At 62.1% G+C, this 15,147-nt stretch carries 11 protein-coding genes and 2 pseudogenes; 12 read left to right on the top strand and 1 reads right to left on the bottom strand.

Annotation, left to right across the window (positions count from 1 at the left end; translation table 11 throughout):
- Window positions 1-495 precede the first annotated feature (495 nt).
- From NBY65_RS01310 to NBY65_RS01260, 12 genes and pseudogenes are all read left to right on the top strand, one after another.
- A complete protein-coding gene (locus tag NBY65_RS01310; RefSeq protein ID WP_150038931.1) occupies window positions 496-1,680 on the top strand; it encodes a glycosyltransferase family 2 protein in 1,185 nt (394 codons plus the stop codon).
- Window positions 1,681-2,459: 779 nt separating this feature from the next.
- Window positions 2,460-3,107 (top strand): XrtA/PEP-CTERM system exopolysaccharide export protein, encoded by a 648-nt coding sequence (locus NBY65_RS01305; RefSeq protein WP_239002642.1) that lies wholly within the window; start codon window positions 2,460-2,462, stop codon window positions 3,105-3,107.
- A gap of 9 nt (window positions 3,108-3,116) precedes the next feature.
- A complete protein-coding gene (locus NBY65_RS01300; protein ID WP_150038930.1) occupies window positions 3,117-4,634 on the top strand; it encodes an XrtA system polysaccharide chain length determinant in 1,518 nt (505 codons plus the stop codon).
- Between the two features lie 407 nt (window positions 4,635-5,041).
- Window positions 5,042-6,124 carry a glycosyltransferase family 2 protein gene (locus NBY65_RS01295; protein WP_162530373.1) on the top strand — a complete coding sequence of 361 codons (1,083 nt, stop codon included), beginning with the start codon at window positions 5,042-5,044 and terminating at the stop codon, window positions 6,122-6,124.
- 4 nt (window positions 6,125-6,128) lie between these two features.
- A complete protein-coding gene (locus NBY65_RS01290) occupies window positions 6,129-6,710 on the top strand; it encodes a serine O-acetyltransferase (RefSeq protein ID WP_203330354.1) in 582 nt (193 codons plus the stop codon).
- A 138-nt stretch (window positions 6,711-6,848) separates the two neighbouring features.
- The gene (locus tag NBY65_RS01285; RefSeq protein WP_162530372.1) at window positions 6,849-7,139 is read left to right on the top strand and encodes a hypothetical protein; all 291 of its coding nucleotides are present in this window, start codon (window positions 6,849-6,851) and stop codon (window positions 7,137-7,139) included.
- The gene (locus tag NBY65_RS01280; RefSeq protein WP_162530371.1) at window positions 7,136-8,536 is read left to right on the top strand and encodes an oligosaccharide flippase family protein; all 1,401 of its coding nucleotides are present in this window, start codon (window positions 7,136-7,138) and stop codon (window positions 8,534-8,536) included. The genes NBY65_RS01285 and NBY65_RS01280 overlap by 4 nt, the downstream gene beginning before the upstream one ends.
- Before the next feature lie 30 nt (window positions 8,537-8,566).
- Complete coding sequence (locus NBY65_RS34035) at window positions 8,567-9,151, top strand: transposase family protein (protein WP_408894704.1); 585 nt, start codon at window positions 8,567-8,569, stop codon at window positions 9,149-9,151.
- A gap of 496 nt (window positions 9,152-9,647) precedes the next feature.
- Window positions 9,648-10,757, top strand: a complete 1,110-nt coding sequence (locus NBY65_RS01275; RefSeq protein WP_162530370.1) for an ATP-grasp domain-containing protein — start codon at window positions 9,648-9,650, stop codon at window positions 10,755-10,757.
- A gap of 245 nt (window positions 10,758-11,002) precedes the next feature.
- Window positions 11,003-11,104: pseudogene (locus NBY65_RS01270) on the top strand (IS110 family transposase); the annotation flags it as partial.
- A gap of 103 nt (window positions 11,105-11,207) precedes the next feature.
- Window positions 11,208-11,657, top strand: coding sequence for a hypothetical protein (locus NBY65_RS01265; RefSeq protein WP_250265615.1), 450 nt, complete (start codon window positions 11,208-11,210; stop codon window positions 11,655-11,657).
- Window positions 11,658-11,803: 146 nt separating this feature from the next.
- A pseudogene (locus tag NBY65_RS01260) lies at window positions 11,804-13,236 on the top strand (IS3 family transposase); the annotation flags it as partial.
- Between the two features lie 69 nt (window positions 13,237-13,305).
- Here NBY65_RS01260 and NBY65_RS34030 read toward each other — a convergent pair.
- On the bottom strand, window positions 13,306-14,880 hold the full coding sequence (locus NBY65_RS34030; RefSeq protein WP_408904184.1) for an ISL3 family transposase: 1,575 nt from the start codon (window positions 14,878-14,880) through the stop codon (window positions 13,306-13,308).
- Window positions 14,881-15,147 lie beyond the last annotated feature (267 nt).

The raw sequence follows: 15,147 nt of genomic DNA, 5'->3' as shown, positions 1-15,147 counted from the left end.
CGATGAGATGCCAACGTTCGAAGCAAGCAAATTCAACTATTTGGCAGCATCGCTTCCCCAATTCACGACTAACTTCCGGGAGAACACCACTCCAGGACATTCTCTGAATAAACGTCCTCTTCTCACACGCTGGTGCAACGATGCAATGATCGCATAAGGCGTAACCCTAATGAGGTATCCTCATCCCTCGGTGCGTCTGGACGGCAGCGGCACCGGCGTGACTATATATTTCGCGGTCATGAAGCGCTTTTTCCAGATATTCGGAACTCAGTTGGCTGTTTTTGCCTCAGCGCCAGACGATGTGTGGGCTGCGCCGAACGCGCGAAGCGGCCAGCTTGGGGCTGCCCACCGGTTTCGGCGGAAGCGGCGGGCAGGTTGGGGCCAATTCGGGATGAACCCCTGGTGCCCACCCGGAGAACCCCTGGGCGGAGAAAAGTCAAACATGCTGTGCGCCGGTCCTGGCCATGCTTTTCATTCTTGTTATTGGAAATCGGAATGATGCAGCGGCCGCCTCCTGTTTTGCCCGACTCAGGTGCCTGGTCCGCCGATATCACGAGACATCCGGCCACGCTTTCATCGGATCCACGGGCAGCCTCCGCGGCGGGCCTGCTGGTGACCGTGGGGATCCTGGCCCATAACGAAGAGCGCAGGCTTGGCGCGACAATCGCTTCCCTGTTTGCCCAATCGATCCTGACCGGCAACACCGTCGAATCTTCGCTTAGACTGGAAATCGTGGTCGTGCCGAACGGTTGTACCGATGCGACGGCCGCGATCGCCGAGCGAGCACTCGCCGAGGCGAAGACAGCTTCGTCCCGGATCGAGGTCGGATACAAGGTCGTTTCGCTTTCCCGACCCGGAAAGAGCGCTGCCTGGAATGAGCTGATCCACGAAATTGCGGATCCGGCGACTGATATTTTTGTAATGATGGACGCCGATATCGAATTCGTGACGACACATACCATCGAGAATTCCATCGCTCAACTGCTGGTCAGCCGCCAGGGGGATGTCGTCGTTGACCTGCCGGTGAACGACCTGGTGCGTAAGGCGCATCCCAATCTGCTGGAGCGGGCGCTGGTCCAACTGTCGGCGCAGAGATTGGAAAGACCGCCGGGCTTGGCCGGCAGCTTTTACTGCGCACGCGGCGATACGCTGCGGGCGATCTGGATGCCTCGCGGGTTGCCGGGTGAAGATGGATTCCTGGCGGCGGCCATCACGACGGATGGCTTCCGGGTGGCCCCTGATTCCAGCCGCATCAGGCGAGCGGCGGATGCGGCTCATTACTACGAAGGTCTGAATAGCGTGCGGGCGATCATCCGCCATGAGGTGCGGCTCGTGATCGGAACCGCTGTCAATGTGTATCTCTGCTGGGATGTTTTGCACTTCCTGACTGACCCGAGGGGACTTGGTGCGGGCGACCTCATCAGAAGGTTAAACCAGGAACGTCCAACCTGGTTCGAGGGGTTGGTCGCCAACGCCATCGCCAATCGTGGCCTGTGGGCGCTTCCACGTGGGATGTTCCGCGAGCGGGTGTGGAGCCGATTCGGCATCCTCTCGCGCCGTCCAGTCTGGCGTGTACTGCACCTTGTCCCGTTTCTGCTCGGCGCGTTCGTCATTGAACTCATCGTGCTCCATGCGGCAAACCGGCAGCTTCGGCGCGGCAAGGCCATTCATTATTGGTAAGGCAACGCCAAAACACGTGGTGTCCTCGGTAGAATCGAATCATGCCAGCTTCGACGCACAGACATCTGATTTCACGGGCGACTGCCATGCTCGCGACGGCGATGCCAGCAGGAACAACGTGCCTTGGACTGATCACTCCGCCCTTGAACCGGCCTTGCTGCGACATGTCCTGCTTGTCGATCGGCATGAATTCCGCGGACATTGTCGATTGCGACTGCGGCTTTCGTTGTTGGGGCATGACGTGGGGGGCACGGGGCTGGCCTGCCTCGAACCGGGAGTGTCGCGGCCTCCCTCATTTTTGCAGCCTGTTCAATTGCTTCCGCTTCATGGACCGGGCGGTGACGAACGGAGCTCTGGAGGGCGAAAGGGCCCTTCCTCTGGTGTCGTTGGGTTTCACGTCTGCCACTGGACGGCCGGCTGATGAAAGCGAAGAAAGCCCGCGCGTGGGAGAGTCAGGCAAGGTTCGTCGGTACAGTCTGTCCGGAAATGAAGCAAGCCAAGCTGATGGCCGGTGAAGTGCGGCTCCTTTCCGCAAAACATGCGGCGCCATCGGGATGGCGGATGCCACCTGGCCTGCGCCGATTGGAGCACCAGCCCTCTGGGAACCCGCTTCGGCAGCCGCGGCGCCAAAGCAAGTTATCTGCAACGGTTGCGGCATGCGTTCAAGATACGAGCGTTGCTCGGCGGCAATCTCAATTGCGTCTCCCACCGTGGCTGACGCACTGAGTGATGAACCGGAGCTTCGTTCAGACCACGCCATGTCCATTCCTGGAACCACCATGATGACCGACCTTCATCCGGCCTGCTTTCTGGCACTGGTTCTGCTTACTGCCTGCAGTCCTGGTGTCGCCTCGCGCGACCGGACGACCGTGACAAGCCCGGTTGAGAAGAGTGCCACAACTGCGGCGCTCTCCGACGAGAAGGAGAGCTACATCATCGGCGCCGGTGACCAGTTGCAGGTGTTCGTCTACGACGCGCCGCAGCTCAGCAGCGAGGTGCCCGTTCGTCCAGACGGCCGCATCTCCACGCCCCTTGCTCCCGAGATGGTGGCGGCAGGCAAGACACCGGGGACGCTCGCGCAGGACATCTCCGAACGGCTCAAGGAGTACGTTAAAGATCCGAATGTGACGGTGATCGTGCGCACTTTTGTTGGCCCGTTTAACCGCCAGGTTCGCGTCATCGGCGAGGCGACGCAGCCGCAGGCGATTCCTTATCGCGATCACATGACCGTTCTCGACACGATGATCATGGTTAAGGGACTGACACGATTCGCCGCCGGCAACCGCGCCTTCATCCTGCGCAACACCACCCAAGGCCAGGAGCACATCCCGGTCCGTCTGGCCGACTTGCTCAAGGACGGCGATATCGGCCAGAACGTCGAGGTGCAGCCCGGCGATACGCTCGTCATCCCGCAGACCTGGTTCTGAGAGACCTGGATGCTGAACATTCGTGCGCTCTACTATCCCTACCTCACGATGGCATGGCGCCACCGCTGGTGGTCCGTCGCGGTGGCCTGCCTGGTCTGCCTGATCGGCTGGAGCGCTGTCATGCTCATCCCGAACAAGTATGAGGTCAGTGCCAGGCTTTACGTCGATGCGGACGCGGTACTTACCCCACTCTTGAAGGGCATCGCTCTCGAGAGTGCTCCTGGGAGCCAGATCGACCTGCTGCACCGCACGCTCCTGAGTCGACCTAACATCGAGGCTCTGATCGCGCGCACGAACCTCAAATCCAGGGGCACCAGCCCCGCCGCACTGGAGAGTTTGTCCCAAAGGCTGGCCGCCGAGGTGAAGGTCGTCACACCCACAAAGAATCTTTTCTCCGTGACCTACAGCGACGGTAGTCCGACCCAGGCCTACGAGGTGGTGAACACGTTACTCACGATCTTCATGGAGAGCAGGACGGCGGCGACACGCAACGATCTCGACACTGCTCGGCAGTTCCTGGCGGAGCAGATCGCCATCTACGAAGAAACGCTCAGGAAGGCGGAGGCGCGGAAGACCGAATTCCAAAACCGCTACGGGGACCTGCTTCCGGATCCGACGGGCGGGCCTTCCAGGCTTAGCAACGCGATCGCGCAGGTTTCGGCGGCGAAAACGCAACTCGCTGAGCTAAAAGTGAAAATTACAGTTCTGCAGCGGGAGCTTGCTACCATACCTTCCGCGGTGAAGCTCGTTCCGGACGGGACGAAATCTGCCGCCGCCTCTGCTGGCGTCACGGCCAGCCCCGAGTTAACGCGGGCGGAACTCGAACTGACCGCACTGCGGCTGCGCTACACCGATACACATCCCGACGTTGTCCGTGCCCGAGAGCTCGTCGGCCGCCTGCGTGCAACTGGCCTGGGGGCTGGTGCCGCAACCACGGATCGTGTTGTGCCAAACCCTGTCTACGAGCGGGTTAAACGAGACCTCGTTGATACCCAGCTTGCCGTCGCCTCCCTGGAACAACGCCTGGCGGCTGCCACGGTGGAACGCGACCGACTGCAGGTCATGAGCCGTGATGCACCAACAGTGCAGAGCGACTTCGTCAACATCAAGCGCGAATACGAAGAGGCCTATAACGGCTACACTGAATTGCTACGGCGCCGGGAGGCCATGCGCCTGACCGAGGCTGCAGACACGGGCGTCGACAAGATCAGGGCACAGATCGTGGATCCGCCGGTCGTGCCGCTGAATCCGGTCTCTCCGAAGCGGAAAACGCTCGTTTCCGCCGTGTTCGCTGTTGCCTGTCTAGGCGCAATCGGCCTTCCGCTTCTGCTTAAGCAGTTCGACCGTTCATTTCACTCGTTGATGGAACTTGAAGTGCTCGATCTTCCGATTGCAGGCGGTATTTCCGCAATAGATGGGTCCCGTTCGTTGATCTCGCAATGCCTGAGCGTCGTATCGCTTTCCTTCATGATTCTCCTGCTTGGAGGCATTTACGCTGTCCTATTGCTGTGGATCTGCGAGGTATGATGTGAACGGACGTTTCAGTGCTCTCGACAAATAGATCATCGTGGTCGTCGGGACCGAGAGGAGGCGGCGGAGTAGGATCGACATGGCGGCGAAGGTGATTTTTCGAAATTGCACTAATATTATGACAAAAATAAAATTCATTACGAGAAGCGCATTTGGTGTGTGCTGATGGTGATGCTCAGTGCGATGGCGGCATGGCCATTTATAGCCCACTTGCAGACTGTTCTGATCCGAAATAGCACGCCTTCGGCGGTGCGGCCCCGCCTGGGACTGCAGCAAACGATGCCGACGCTGACGGCTTCTCAGACTGCGATACTGCCAGACGACGGAGGCGACTTCGACATACAAGGGAGGCACCGTCATTGTCAGGATCGGTCAGCGCGAACACCTCAACCATGCCGGTTCCCATGACGGAGAGCCAGCAAATAGAACCCGAATCTGGCAACGGCGGAGGGAAGGGCGAGGTAAGGATTGAGATGATTCCCGATGTGGCGGTCGTGGTCATCGGCCGCAATGAGGGGGAGCGCCTGCGAAAGTGCCTCACCTCGATTCCTGCTCTCTCCTGCCGAATCTATGTCGATTCTGCCTCCACAGACGGCAGCGCGCAGCTTGCGCGCGAGCTTGGCTTTGATGTCGTCGAACTCGCGACACCTCCAGCGTTTTCGGCCGCGCGCGCGCGCAACGTTGGCTTGCGGCGCGCGCTCGAGCTTCATCCTGGCATCGCCTATGTGCAGATGATCGATGGCGACTGTGAGTTGAGCGAAGGATGGCTCGCGCATGCAAGAGGCGTACTAGAAGCGAATTCTCGATTCGCGGCGGTCTTTGGACGTCGGCGCGAGCGGTTTCCGACCGCTACGATCTACAACCGAATCTGCGACGCTGAGTGGGACGTGCCTGTCGGCATCGTGTCGTCCTGTGGTGGTGACGTCATGCTACGTGCCGGCGCAGTTATGGACGCGAAGGCCTACTGCGAGTGGCTCATTGCCGGAGAGGAGCCAGATCTGTGCCTTCGCTTGCGCGGTGCCGGTTGGTTGATTTGCCGGACACCGGCGGAGATGACGGTACACGATATCGCAATTTCGCGCTTCAGGCAGTGGTGGAAGCGTTCAGCCCGGGGTGGACACGCTTTCGCCGCACTTATCTTTCGTCATCGCATCAATGCCGATCCAGGCTGGCTTCGTGATCTTGCCAGCTTTCTCTTCTGGGATGCAGTGGCGCTCGGCAGTGTCATCGCCCTTCTGGTCGGAATCGTTTGCGCAAGTACGATGGTGGCGCTGCTCGCTGCGCTGCTCGCCCTGCTTTGGGGAGGACAACTGCTGCGCATGGTCCATCAGCGCTTGGTCCAGGGAGAGCCCTTGCTCGTTGCGACACGCTGGGGGGGGCTGATCATGCTCGATAAGTTTGCTCAGCTTCAGGGGGCGGCCGCATTTGCTCGCAGTGTCTTTCTGGGCAAGCTTCAGGGAGTGTCGAGTTACGCATATAAGGAGTAGCGTCGTGCGTGTCGGGGAACTGCTCTCGGTAATCGGCGAGGATTACAGGGCCAATGGCCGTGACTGGACGCGGCCAGGCTTCCGCGCGCTCGCAGCCTATCGGTTCGGTGTGTGGCGCATGGGGATCCGCAGCAAGCTGCTGAGGGCGCCGTTTTCCATACTCTATCGCGCTCTTTACCGATTCTGCCGCAACGTCTACGGCATAGAGCTGCCGTACTCTGCAAGGGTTGGGCGCAAGGTGATCATTGAACATCAGGGTGGCATCGTCGTCCATGGGGCGGCGATCATCGGTGATCGGTGCATCCTGCGACAGAACTGCACATTGGGCCTGAGAACCCTGGACGCTCCAAACGAGGCACCTGTCCTGATGGAGGGCGTAAGCCTCGGCGCCGGGGCAGTGGTCCTGGGTAAGGTCACCGTCGGCGCAAATGCGATGGTTGGCGCCAATGCCGTGGTACTCGCCGATGTTCCGGCGGGCGCCGTCGTGGTTGGCGTGCCGGCGCGGGTTCTACGTGCCTCCCCAGGGAGTGCAGCATTCCTGCACGCGCCTGATGCCTACGCGGAGGCGGATCCACGAGGACGGTGATGCCCAGCCATATGGAGCTTCCTGTACCAAATTCCCTTTCCGGTGATTTTCTTATGTCAGTAACTTGCTAATGGAAAAAATGCGGCAGGAGCAAGCCATCATCGACGTGGTGAAACCTCTTATGCAGATCGTACTCCCATGCGAGGTATCGGCTTTTCGCTTTCCCCCCAGGTCGCTCTTTCGCTAATGCACCGCGTCGTAAGAATCTATCACGATATCGACGACCCGGAGGCGGAGCGCATCAAAGAGTTCCCTTTTAGCTCGATCGTTATGATGCTGGTTATCATCTCCATGGTTGGCAGCATTGCCGCTATCGGCAAAGCGTATCTCCTTACCGCCAGCTTGTGCGTCCGCTATGCCCAGCGACACAGGGCTTCTGCCAAGGAGGTGCCTGCTCGAAGCTGCCTGCTGGTCGGAAGCAGCGGGTGAGCGGGCAAACAACCGTTGCAGTCGCCGGCCGACGGCAACTGCTGGGCCGTCGTGTCCTGGGGGCGGGCATCTGCGTCGTTATCCAGCAGGTGGTTGGTAGCGCGATCCGACTGGGCGGGAATTTGCTGCTCACCCGTTTGCTGCCCCCAGAGGCTTTCGGTGTCATCGCGATCGTCTACGCCGTCTCGACCGGGTTGGCGCTCCTGTCGGATCTGGGCATTAACCAGAATGTCCTCGTCAGTCGGCGGGGAGATGACCCCGTGTTCCTCCAGACAGCCTGGACGATGCAGGTCGTCCGCAGCCTGTGCATCGGGCTGGCCTGTGCGACCTGTGGCGCGGCGGTGTACGCGTCCACGTGGTTGGGGCTGTTTGAACCCGGGACGGTCTATAGTGACGCACGTTTGCCCTTTATCCTCTGTGCGTTTGCGTTGACCACTTTTGCGGCGGGGTTCGAATCGATCAAGATACGGCAGGCGCAGCGCCAGCTCCATCTCGTGCGCTTGACCCTCCTGGAGCTGGGAAGCCAGGCCGTGGGCCTTATCGGTACAATCGTGCTGGCTTACAGCTTCAGGTCTGTATGGGCTCTGGTTGCCGGGGCGGCGATCTCCGGCCTGGTCAAGATCGTGGGAAGCCATGTATTGCTGCCCGGGGTGAAGGCGCGTTTCCGTTGGGATCGCGAGTGCGTGCGCAACCTGATCCAGTTCGGCCGGTGGATCATGGCGAGTTCCGCGCTGTGGTTCTTCATCCAGAGCGGCGATAAGTTGCTTTTGGGCGGCATCGTGGACGCCAGAACGGTCGGCTACTACGCCATTGCCACGATCCTGCTCGGTGTCGTCCAGACCCTGTTCCTGGCCCTGGTCTCATCGGTGATGCTGCCCAGCCTGAGCCAGGTGAGCCGTGAGGACCAACAGAGGTTGCGGCGTGCCTTTCTGCGCTTCCAGTTGCAGTCCGACCTGTTTCTCTTCAGCACCGCTGGATTTCTGTTTGTGGCCGGACCATCAATCGCGGGGCTGCTCTACAATCAGCATTATGCCAGTGTTGGCAGCATACTTTCCGCGCTTTCGTTCGGATTGATCGGATTGCGTTACATGGTGGTCGAGCAGTATTGCATAATGCAGAGTCAGGCGCGGGTGCTCGCGGGGTGGAACGCGCTGCGCGCCGCTACGATGGTGCTTGCGTTGCCGACAGGATATGCGTTGTTCGGCTTCAACGGTGCGCTCGGCGCCGTCATCCTGACCCAGTTCATTACATGGCCTCTCGCCATCCGTTTCAAGATACGCCATGGGCTTCAGGATTACCGGTCCGAGCTTGTCGGCATACCCATGCTGGTGCTGGGATGTGCGCTGGGCCAGGCCTATAACTGGTTTTTTGGACTTATCTTCGGCATCCCGCACTGATCCGATGGTTGTCAGAGACTGTGAGGTGATGTGGGGGACGGCCTTTTGTGGTTCGGCTTCAAAAGGGTTCTTCCGCGTCTTCCGTGCAGATGGGTTGGATGCTCTGGTGCAGTTGCCATATATGGGCTGCATCTTTGCCGTTTTGAACCTACAAGTCGCCCTTTTCTTTTCCCGGCTTTTCTGCCGAGGCTTTCCGTCCGTCCGGTTCTGCTCATTCCCGACGACATCACCCTTCATGCCGACGTGAAGTTGGCATCCGCGCCGTGTCCTGACTGTGGCAGGCGGTCGAGACGGCAGCACAGCCGCTATCTCCGTACCCTGGCCGATTTGCCGCTTCAGGACCATGTTGCTGGCCTTCAGGTGCGGGGCCGGCCCTTCCGCTGTGACACCCCAAGCTGTTCCGTTGGATCTTTGCCGAACGGCTGCCTGAACTCGCCGCGGTCAGGGCGCGGCGAACCATGCGGCTTGCAAACAGCCAACGGCAGATCGCACTGTCGCTGGGCGGCGAGCCGGGAGCGCGGTTGGCGGCGCGACTTGCCATGCCGATCGGCGATGACACCCTGCTGCGCCTGGTTCGTACGGCCCCGCTCGCATCTCACCCAGCGCCCCGAGTGATCCGCCTTGAGGACCGGCCTGGCGCCGTGGGCACTGCCACGGGTTCATCATTTGTGATATGAAACGACACCGCATCATTGATCTTCTTTCCGATCGCACGGTTGAGACCGTGCGGGCATGGTTTGGCCGGTGCGCCGGAATCACCATGATCACACGCGGCTACGTGTGTGCCTACGCCCAGGCGGCTACCATGGCATTGCCCCAATGCGATGCAGGTGGCCGTCCGGTGGTATCTGATGGAAAACGCCAGTGCCACCTTGCTCGACGCCGTGCAGCGCTTCCATTGCCCACCTATCCGCTCGTTCCTTGTCTGGTTGGGCCAACCTTATCCAACTGTCCGGGATCCGGAGACCTGCTCATTCATTGGTGGTGCCTGCTACACAATCCCGAATTTTCGGATTCTCGCGTGAACAGGGGTATAACTAACGGACAGGATGATGTCCTGGGAACCCAAAATGCAGGATGCAAAATGGCAACGATGCGGATCAGGCTGCCCGTGCGTGACGTGCTGATGGTTGCCGAGCAGTCCGGTATCGCTTTGAAAGTGCTTCATTGTTGTATTGGTGCCGGGCTGCGCGTTCATATCCTTGGCGGGCCGCAGGCAGCGCACCTGCGCCATTCCCGTTACACTGCCAGCTTCACCTTGACTGACATACCTTCGAATGGACCATTTGAATCGTTCGCCGCCGCAGTCGAGGACGCAGTTCAATGCACGGGGGCATCCGTTGTTCTTCCGGGTGATTACTGGTCCACACGGGCCCTGATACGGGTGGCGCCTGGCCTGAGGGTGCCAGTGTTTCCGTTGCCTGACGCACGAAGCTTCGACATGCTTGCGGAAAAATGGAATTTTTATTGTTTTTGTAAAAGTATTGATGTGCCGGTTCCTCAGACCATTTGGGTCGGTGACAAAACCTGTTTAGCGGCGGCGGCTTTAGGGACCCGGTTTGGCTACCCATTGGTGGTCAAGCCGACGGACCAGGGCAATATGGACGGCGTGGTGATCGCACACTCTGCCGCGGATCTTGAACAGCGGGTAATCGGGAATCCAGGCTATCGTTACGGTAACCTTATCGCACAGTCCTTCATTCCTGGCGACGATATCGATTGCAGTGTCCTGGCTGTCGATGGGCGAGTGCTGGCAGCAGCAGTGCAGCGACGCATCGAAGATGCAATCGTGTTCTGCGACCATTCCATGCTGACCAACTTAGTCGGGCGTATCGTGGAAGCTTCGCGCTTCACTGGAGTGGCTCATTTCGACGCTCGTACGGATCTCCGTGACGGCGGCATCCGACTGATTGAATGCAACCCACGCTTCTGGGCGTCCGTGGATGCGGCGCACTGGTGTGGTCTGAACTTCGTTGCGATTGGACTGGATGCCGCGATCGAACCAACGGCTGTCGCTGCGGTTCCCGATCTGGTGGACGGCATCTTTTATCCGCTCGGCGTGGCGCTGCGTCGGTTCCTACGGTTTGACGCACGCCCGCTGCGTTCGGCTGCTACGCGCGGCAGTTTGTGGCAGGCGCTTGGCGATCCCCTGCCGCTTGTTATCGATAAAATCGGCGAGCGAAAAGGCAAGCGGGAATCTGCAGAGTCTGTTATTGCATAGTTTCTGACATCCTTTGGACCTACGTGTCCGAGTTAAAGCTGCACGCCGTCATGCCATGGCCGAACAAACAATCGAGCAGTTTAAAAAGTCCATTTGCTTGTCAGGATGAAATCATCGCCGAGAAGGGCATGCCTCATGAACGAATGGAGGTTCGGTTTACTGAGGTGATGTGGTGGACGGCCCTTCCTTCCTGTCTGAGTTGTGGGAAGCTGCGGCAGTCGAAGGGACCACCATGGGAGCGACCGGTGAGCGAGGTGACAACGATCGGGTTGGATCTGGCAAAGAATGTCTTCCAGGTCCACGGGATTGATGCTGCTGGGAAGGCGCTGGTGCGGCGGCAGCTACAGCCTATCATTGCGGTATCATGTAGCACAAGCCACCGCTGGCCGGTTCGCGTTCTGAGATCGGCTATCTACTCTCGTCCCACTGGTATGCGGAAGGAGAGTGGCGGTGGCCGAGCAGCATGTCATCCGTGTATTGCGTGACAAGCGCTCCGAGTTGGCGGGGCTGGTGAAAGGCCTGGAGCGGGAGCTGGGCGAGCACCGCGCTGCCCTGATGCATCTCGATGTCACCATGCGGCTGTTCGATCCGGAAACCCGGCCCGAGGAGATCGGCCCTCGACAGCGGCGGCGATGCAATGCCTGGTTCCGCCCTGGTGAATGCCTTCGGCTGATCTACGACGTGCTGCGCGATGCGCCGCAGCCGATGACGACGCGCGAGGTGGTCGAGCGGATGACGGAGCTGAAGAGCATTTCGCTCAGCGACGATTGCCAGCACGCCTTGATCCAGAAGATCGTTCTGGCATCGCTCAACCGCGCCAAGGACACGATCGAGCGGGTCGAGACCGCCGGCGTGGTCAGATGGCGGGTACGTCAGGCCGCCCGGGAACGCTGCCAATAGCCGCAGAAGTCGATCGATGGCCGGCCCCGCAAAGCCAGGCGGACCACCCCATGCACCTGCTCGCCGTTGCTGACGCGCCGCGCCCCCTGTGTCACTGAAGTTGCCGCCTGGATAGGATGAGGCGATGGGGGCGCGGGACGAGGGCATTGGCTCGATACGGAGAGGCGTACAAGCGACGGGTGGTGGCACGACTGCTGCCGCCGGAGAGCGCGGCGGCGGAGGCGGTGTCGCGTGAGGTGGGCGTGAGCGTGGCGACGCTGGAGCGGTGGCGGGCGACGGCGTTGGCCGAATCTGGCGCGGGGCCGGGTGGTGCGGAACGATGGACGTCGGCGGCGCGGCTGGAAGCGGTGATCGCCACGGCGTCGCTGGACGAGGCGAGCCGCAGCGCCTGGTGCCGGGAGCACGGGCTCTACGGGGCGGACCTGGAGCGCTGGAAGCGCGACGCCATGGCCGGGCTGGGCGAGCCGCGCGGCGGCAGTGTCGCCGACACCCGGCAGGACCGGCGGCGGATCAAGGAGTTGGAGCGGGAGTTGCATCGGAAGGACAAGGCGCTGGCGGAGACCACGGCCTTGCTGGTGATGCGGGGAAAACTGGCGGCGGTCTTCGGGGACGGCGAGGACGCATGACCTCGCGGGAAGACTGCCAAACCCTGCTGGAGGAGGTTGCCCGGGCGCATGCGGCCGGGGCGCGGCTGCGCGTGGCCTGTGCCGAGGCGGGCATCGATCCGCGGACACGGCAGCGGTGGCGCGCCGGCGCAGATACGGCGGCGGGCGGGGTGCACGTCGATCGCCGGCCGCAGGCTGAACGCCCGGTGCCCGCGCAGGCGCTGAGCGCCGAGGAGCGGGCGCGGATCGTGGCAGTGGCCAACGAGAAGCGGTTCGCTGACCTGCCGCCGGCGCGGATCGTCCCGATGCTGGCCGACGAGGGGGTCTACATCGCCAGCGAATCGAGCTTTCATCGGGTGCTGCGCGCCCATGACCAGATGAAGCGTCGCGGCCGGGCCAACCTGCCGAGGGCCTCGCGCCCGCCGACCACGCACGTCGCCAGCCGCCCCGGCGAGGTGTGGTGCTGGGACGTGACGTTCCTGCCGGCCACGGTGCAGGGCCGCTGGTTCTATCTGTACCTGATCCTCGACCTCTACAGCCGCAAGATCGTCGGCTTCGAGGTGCATGACAGCGACACCGCCGAGCACGCCGCCCATCTGGTCCGGCGCACGGCATTGGCGGAAGGGGTGCATGCGATGCCGACCCGGCCGGTGCTGCACGGCGACAACGGCGCCACGCTGAAGGCGACCACGGTGCTGGCGATGCTGCACTGGCTGGGCATCTGCCCTTCCTACTCGCGCCCGCGGGTGAGCGACGACAACGCCTTCGCCGAGGCGCTGTTTCGCACCGCCAAATACCGCCCCGAGTTCCCGGTGGCGGGATTCGTCGACCTCGCGGCGGCGCGGGAATGGGCGGTGTGGTTCGTGCAGTGGTACAACCACGAGCATCGGCACAGCGGCATCCGCTACATCACCCCCGCCCAGCGCCATGCCGGTGAGGATCGCCGCCTGCTTGGCACCCGTCATGCCGTCTATCAGGCGTATTCCGACGCAAAGCAGCCAGTGATTCTGGGCTCTCCCGCACTTTGTGTGGTTCGTTTCCGGTCATGCGGCCATCAGAACGCGCTGTCGCAACAGGTGGAAACCAGCGCGGCCGTACATGGCGCGCTTGATCGCCTTCAGCCGTGTAATCTGTCCTTCTGCAGGGCTGGTGCTCCAGGGCGTGGAGATGGCGGCAACCACGGCCTCCCTGTCGCGCTCAAGGCCACGGACAAAGCCGCCCAGCAGGCTTCCACGCGCCATCTCCATCCATTTCTCCAGCGCGGCATCGGCACTGCTGCCATCAGGGCTCCGTTCGCGCAGCAGGTCGGCGAACGCGATGGCCAGTTCACCAGCGCGGATCAGGTCGGGTGCGATGCCGGCGAGATGAGCGAGAAAGGCCCTCTCCGTGTCGTCGAGCCGGTCGGGTGGGGTGCCGAGGATACGCGCGCAACGGCGGGACGACGGTGCGGGCCACGCCGAGATGCGACGGACCGTCTCCGCTTCTCCCGTGCCCTCCTGGCGGCGCTGTTGCGTGGTCCACCGCACGACGCTGCGCATACCGCCACGGTAACCCTGGGCGCGGAGTTCACGCCAGAGCTGTGCGCCGTTGCGGCATCCCTCCGCCCAGCGGCGGGCGAGATAGGCTTCGTGCGGCCCGATGTTTCGCGGCTGCTCCGGCTTGTTGTGTGTGGGGGGCCCTCCAGTCTTCAGCCAGCGATAGACCGTAGGTAGGCTGGCGCCGACAGCACGGCCGATGGCGCGACCGGGCAGGCCCAGCTGATGCAGCCGGACCATCTCCTCGTAGCGAAGACGACGGTGGTCGCGTCGGTCCGCCCGCAGGCGCTCCTCGCGCGTCGCCTGTCTCGGTTCAGCCTCCGTTGGAATGGCGACTTTTTCGGAGACAGCGTTTGCGGCCCGACGGACAGCACCACGACGCCGATCAACTCCACCCTGCAGGGCTTCGCCGAGATTACGGAGGAGGTGCCACCGATCCGCGACTTGCAATGCATCCGGTGCGCCTTGCCGTACGCCGTCGGCATAGGCGCCGGCGCGGTCACGCGCGACAATCTCGATTCCATTGTGGCGCCGTAGCCAGGCCGAGAGCGTGCCGGTTTCGCGGTCGGGCAGCAGGTCCACAACCTTGTTGCGCTCCAGGTCGACCAGGATGGTTCCGTAGTTCTGACCACGCCGAAACGCCCAGTCATCCACCGCCAGGACGCGGGGCGGTGGAGGTTGGGGAACCGCGGCGCGATGAACCAGGCGCAGCAGCGTATCGGGGCTGACCGGCATGGCCAGCCGCCCAGCTATCCGTGCCCCGGCCTCGCCACCGAGACCGAGGCTGAGTTGGCACTGAACCTCGCCCAGGCGCGCGGTGCGGCGTGCCGAGCGGACGGCGACGGCTCCCAGCGGCTCGGCAAAGGTCTGGCGCGTGCAGATCGGATTGGCGCAGCGGAAGCGGCGAACCCGAACCAGAAGCACGGCCGGATGGCCTTGCCATGGCAGGTCCTGCAGACGCCGCTGGTAGCGGGCGTGGACACGGGCAGAGGTCTGTCCACAGGTCGGACAGGCCGCGGTCGGGGCGCGCGGCGTAGTGACGATGGTGATCCGGTCGGGGGACGGCACGACCCGCTCAACCATGAGGCCGGGCGGGATCAGCGGCAAAATGCGTTTGGACAAGGAACTCCGGGGGTTACAGCCAGCCTCATAAATGGGGATCCGGCCCCACCTTCACCACCACTCCACACAAAGTGCGGGAGAGCCCGGAACAGGTGGCTGGCTTCGATCGGAATCGCCGGCTGTTTTCGTCGGAATACGCAGTCCCTATCAGGCGGCGCGCGAACGCAACCCCCGGCGCTGGAGCCGGCACACCCGCAACTGGACCCCGATCGGCGCAGTCACGCTGAA

This window comes from Rhodovastum atsumiense, from assembly GCF_937425535.1.
Taxonomy (GTDB): Bacteria; Pseudomonadota; Alphaproteobacteria; order Acetobacterales; family Acetobacteraceae; genus Rhodovastum; species Rhodovastum atsumiense.
Note: the sequence above shows the minus strand (reverse complement) of the source record. Positions and strands in the feature narration are given on the sequence as shown.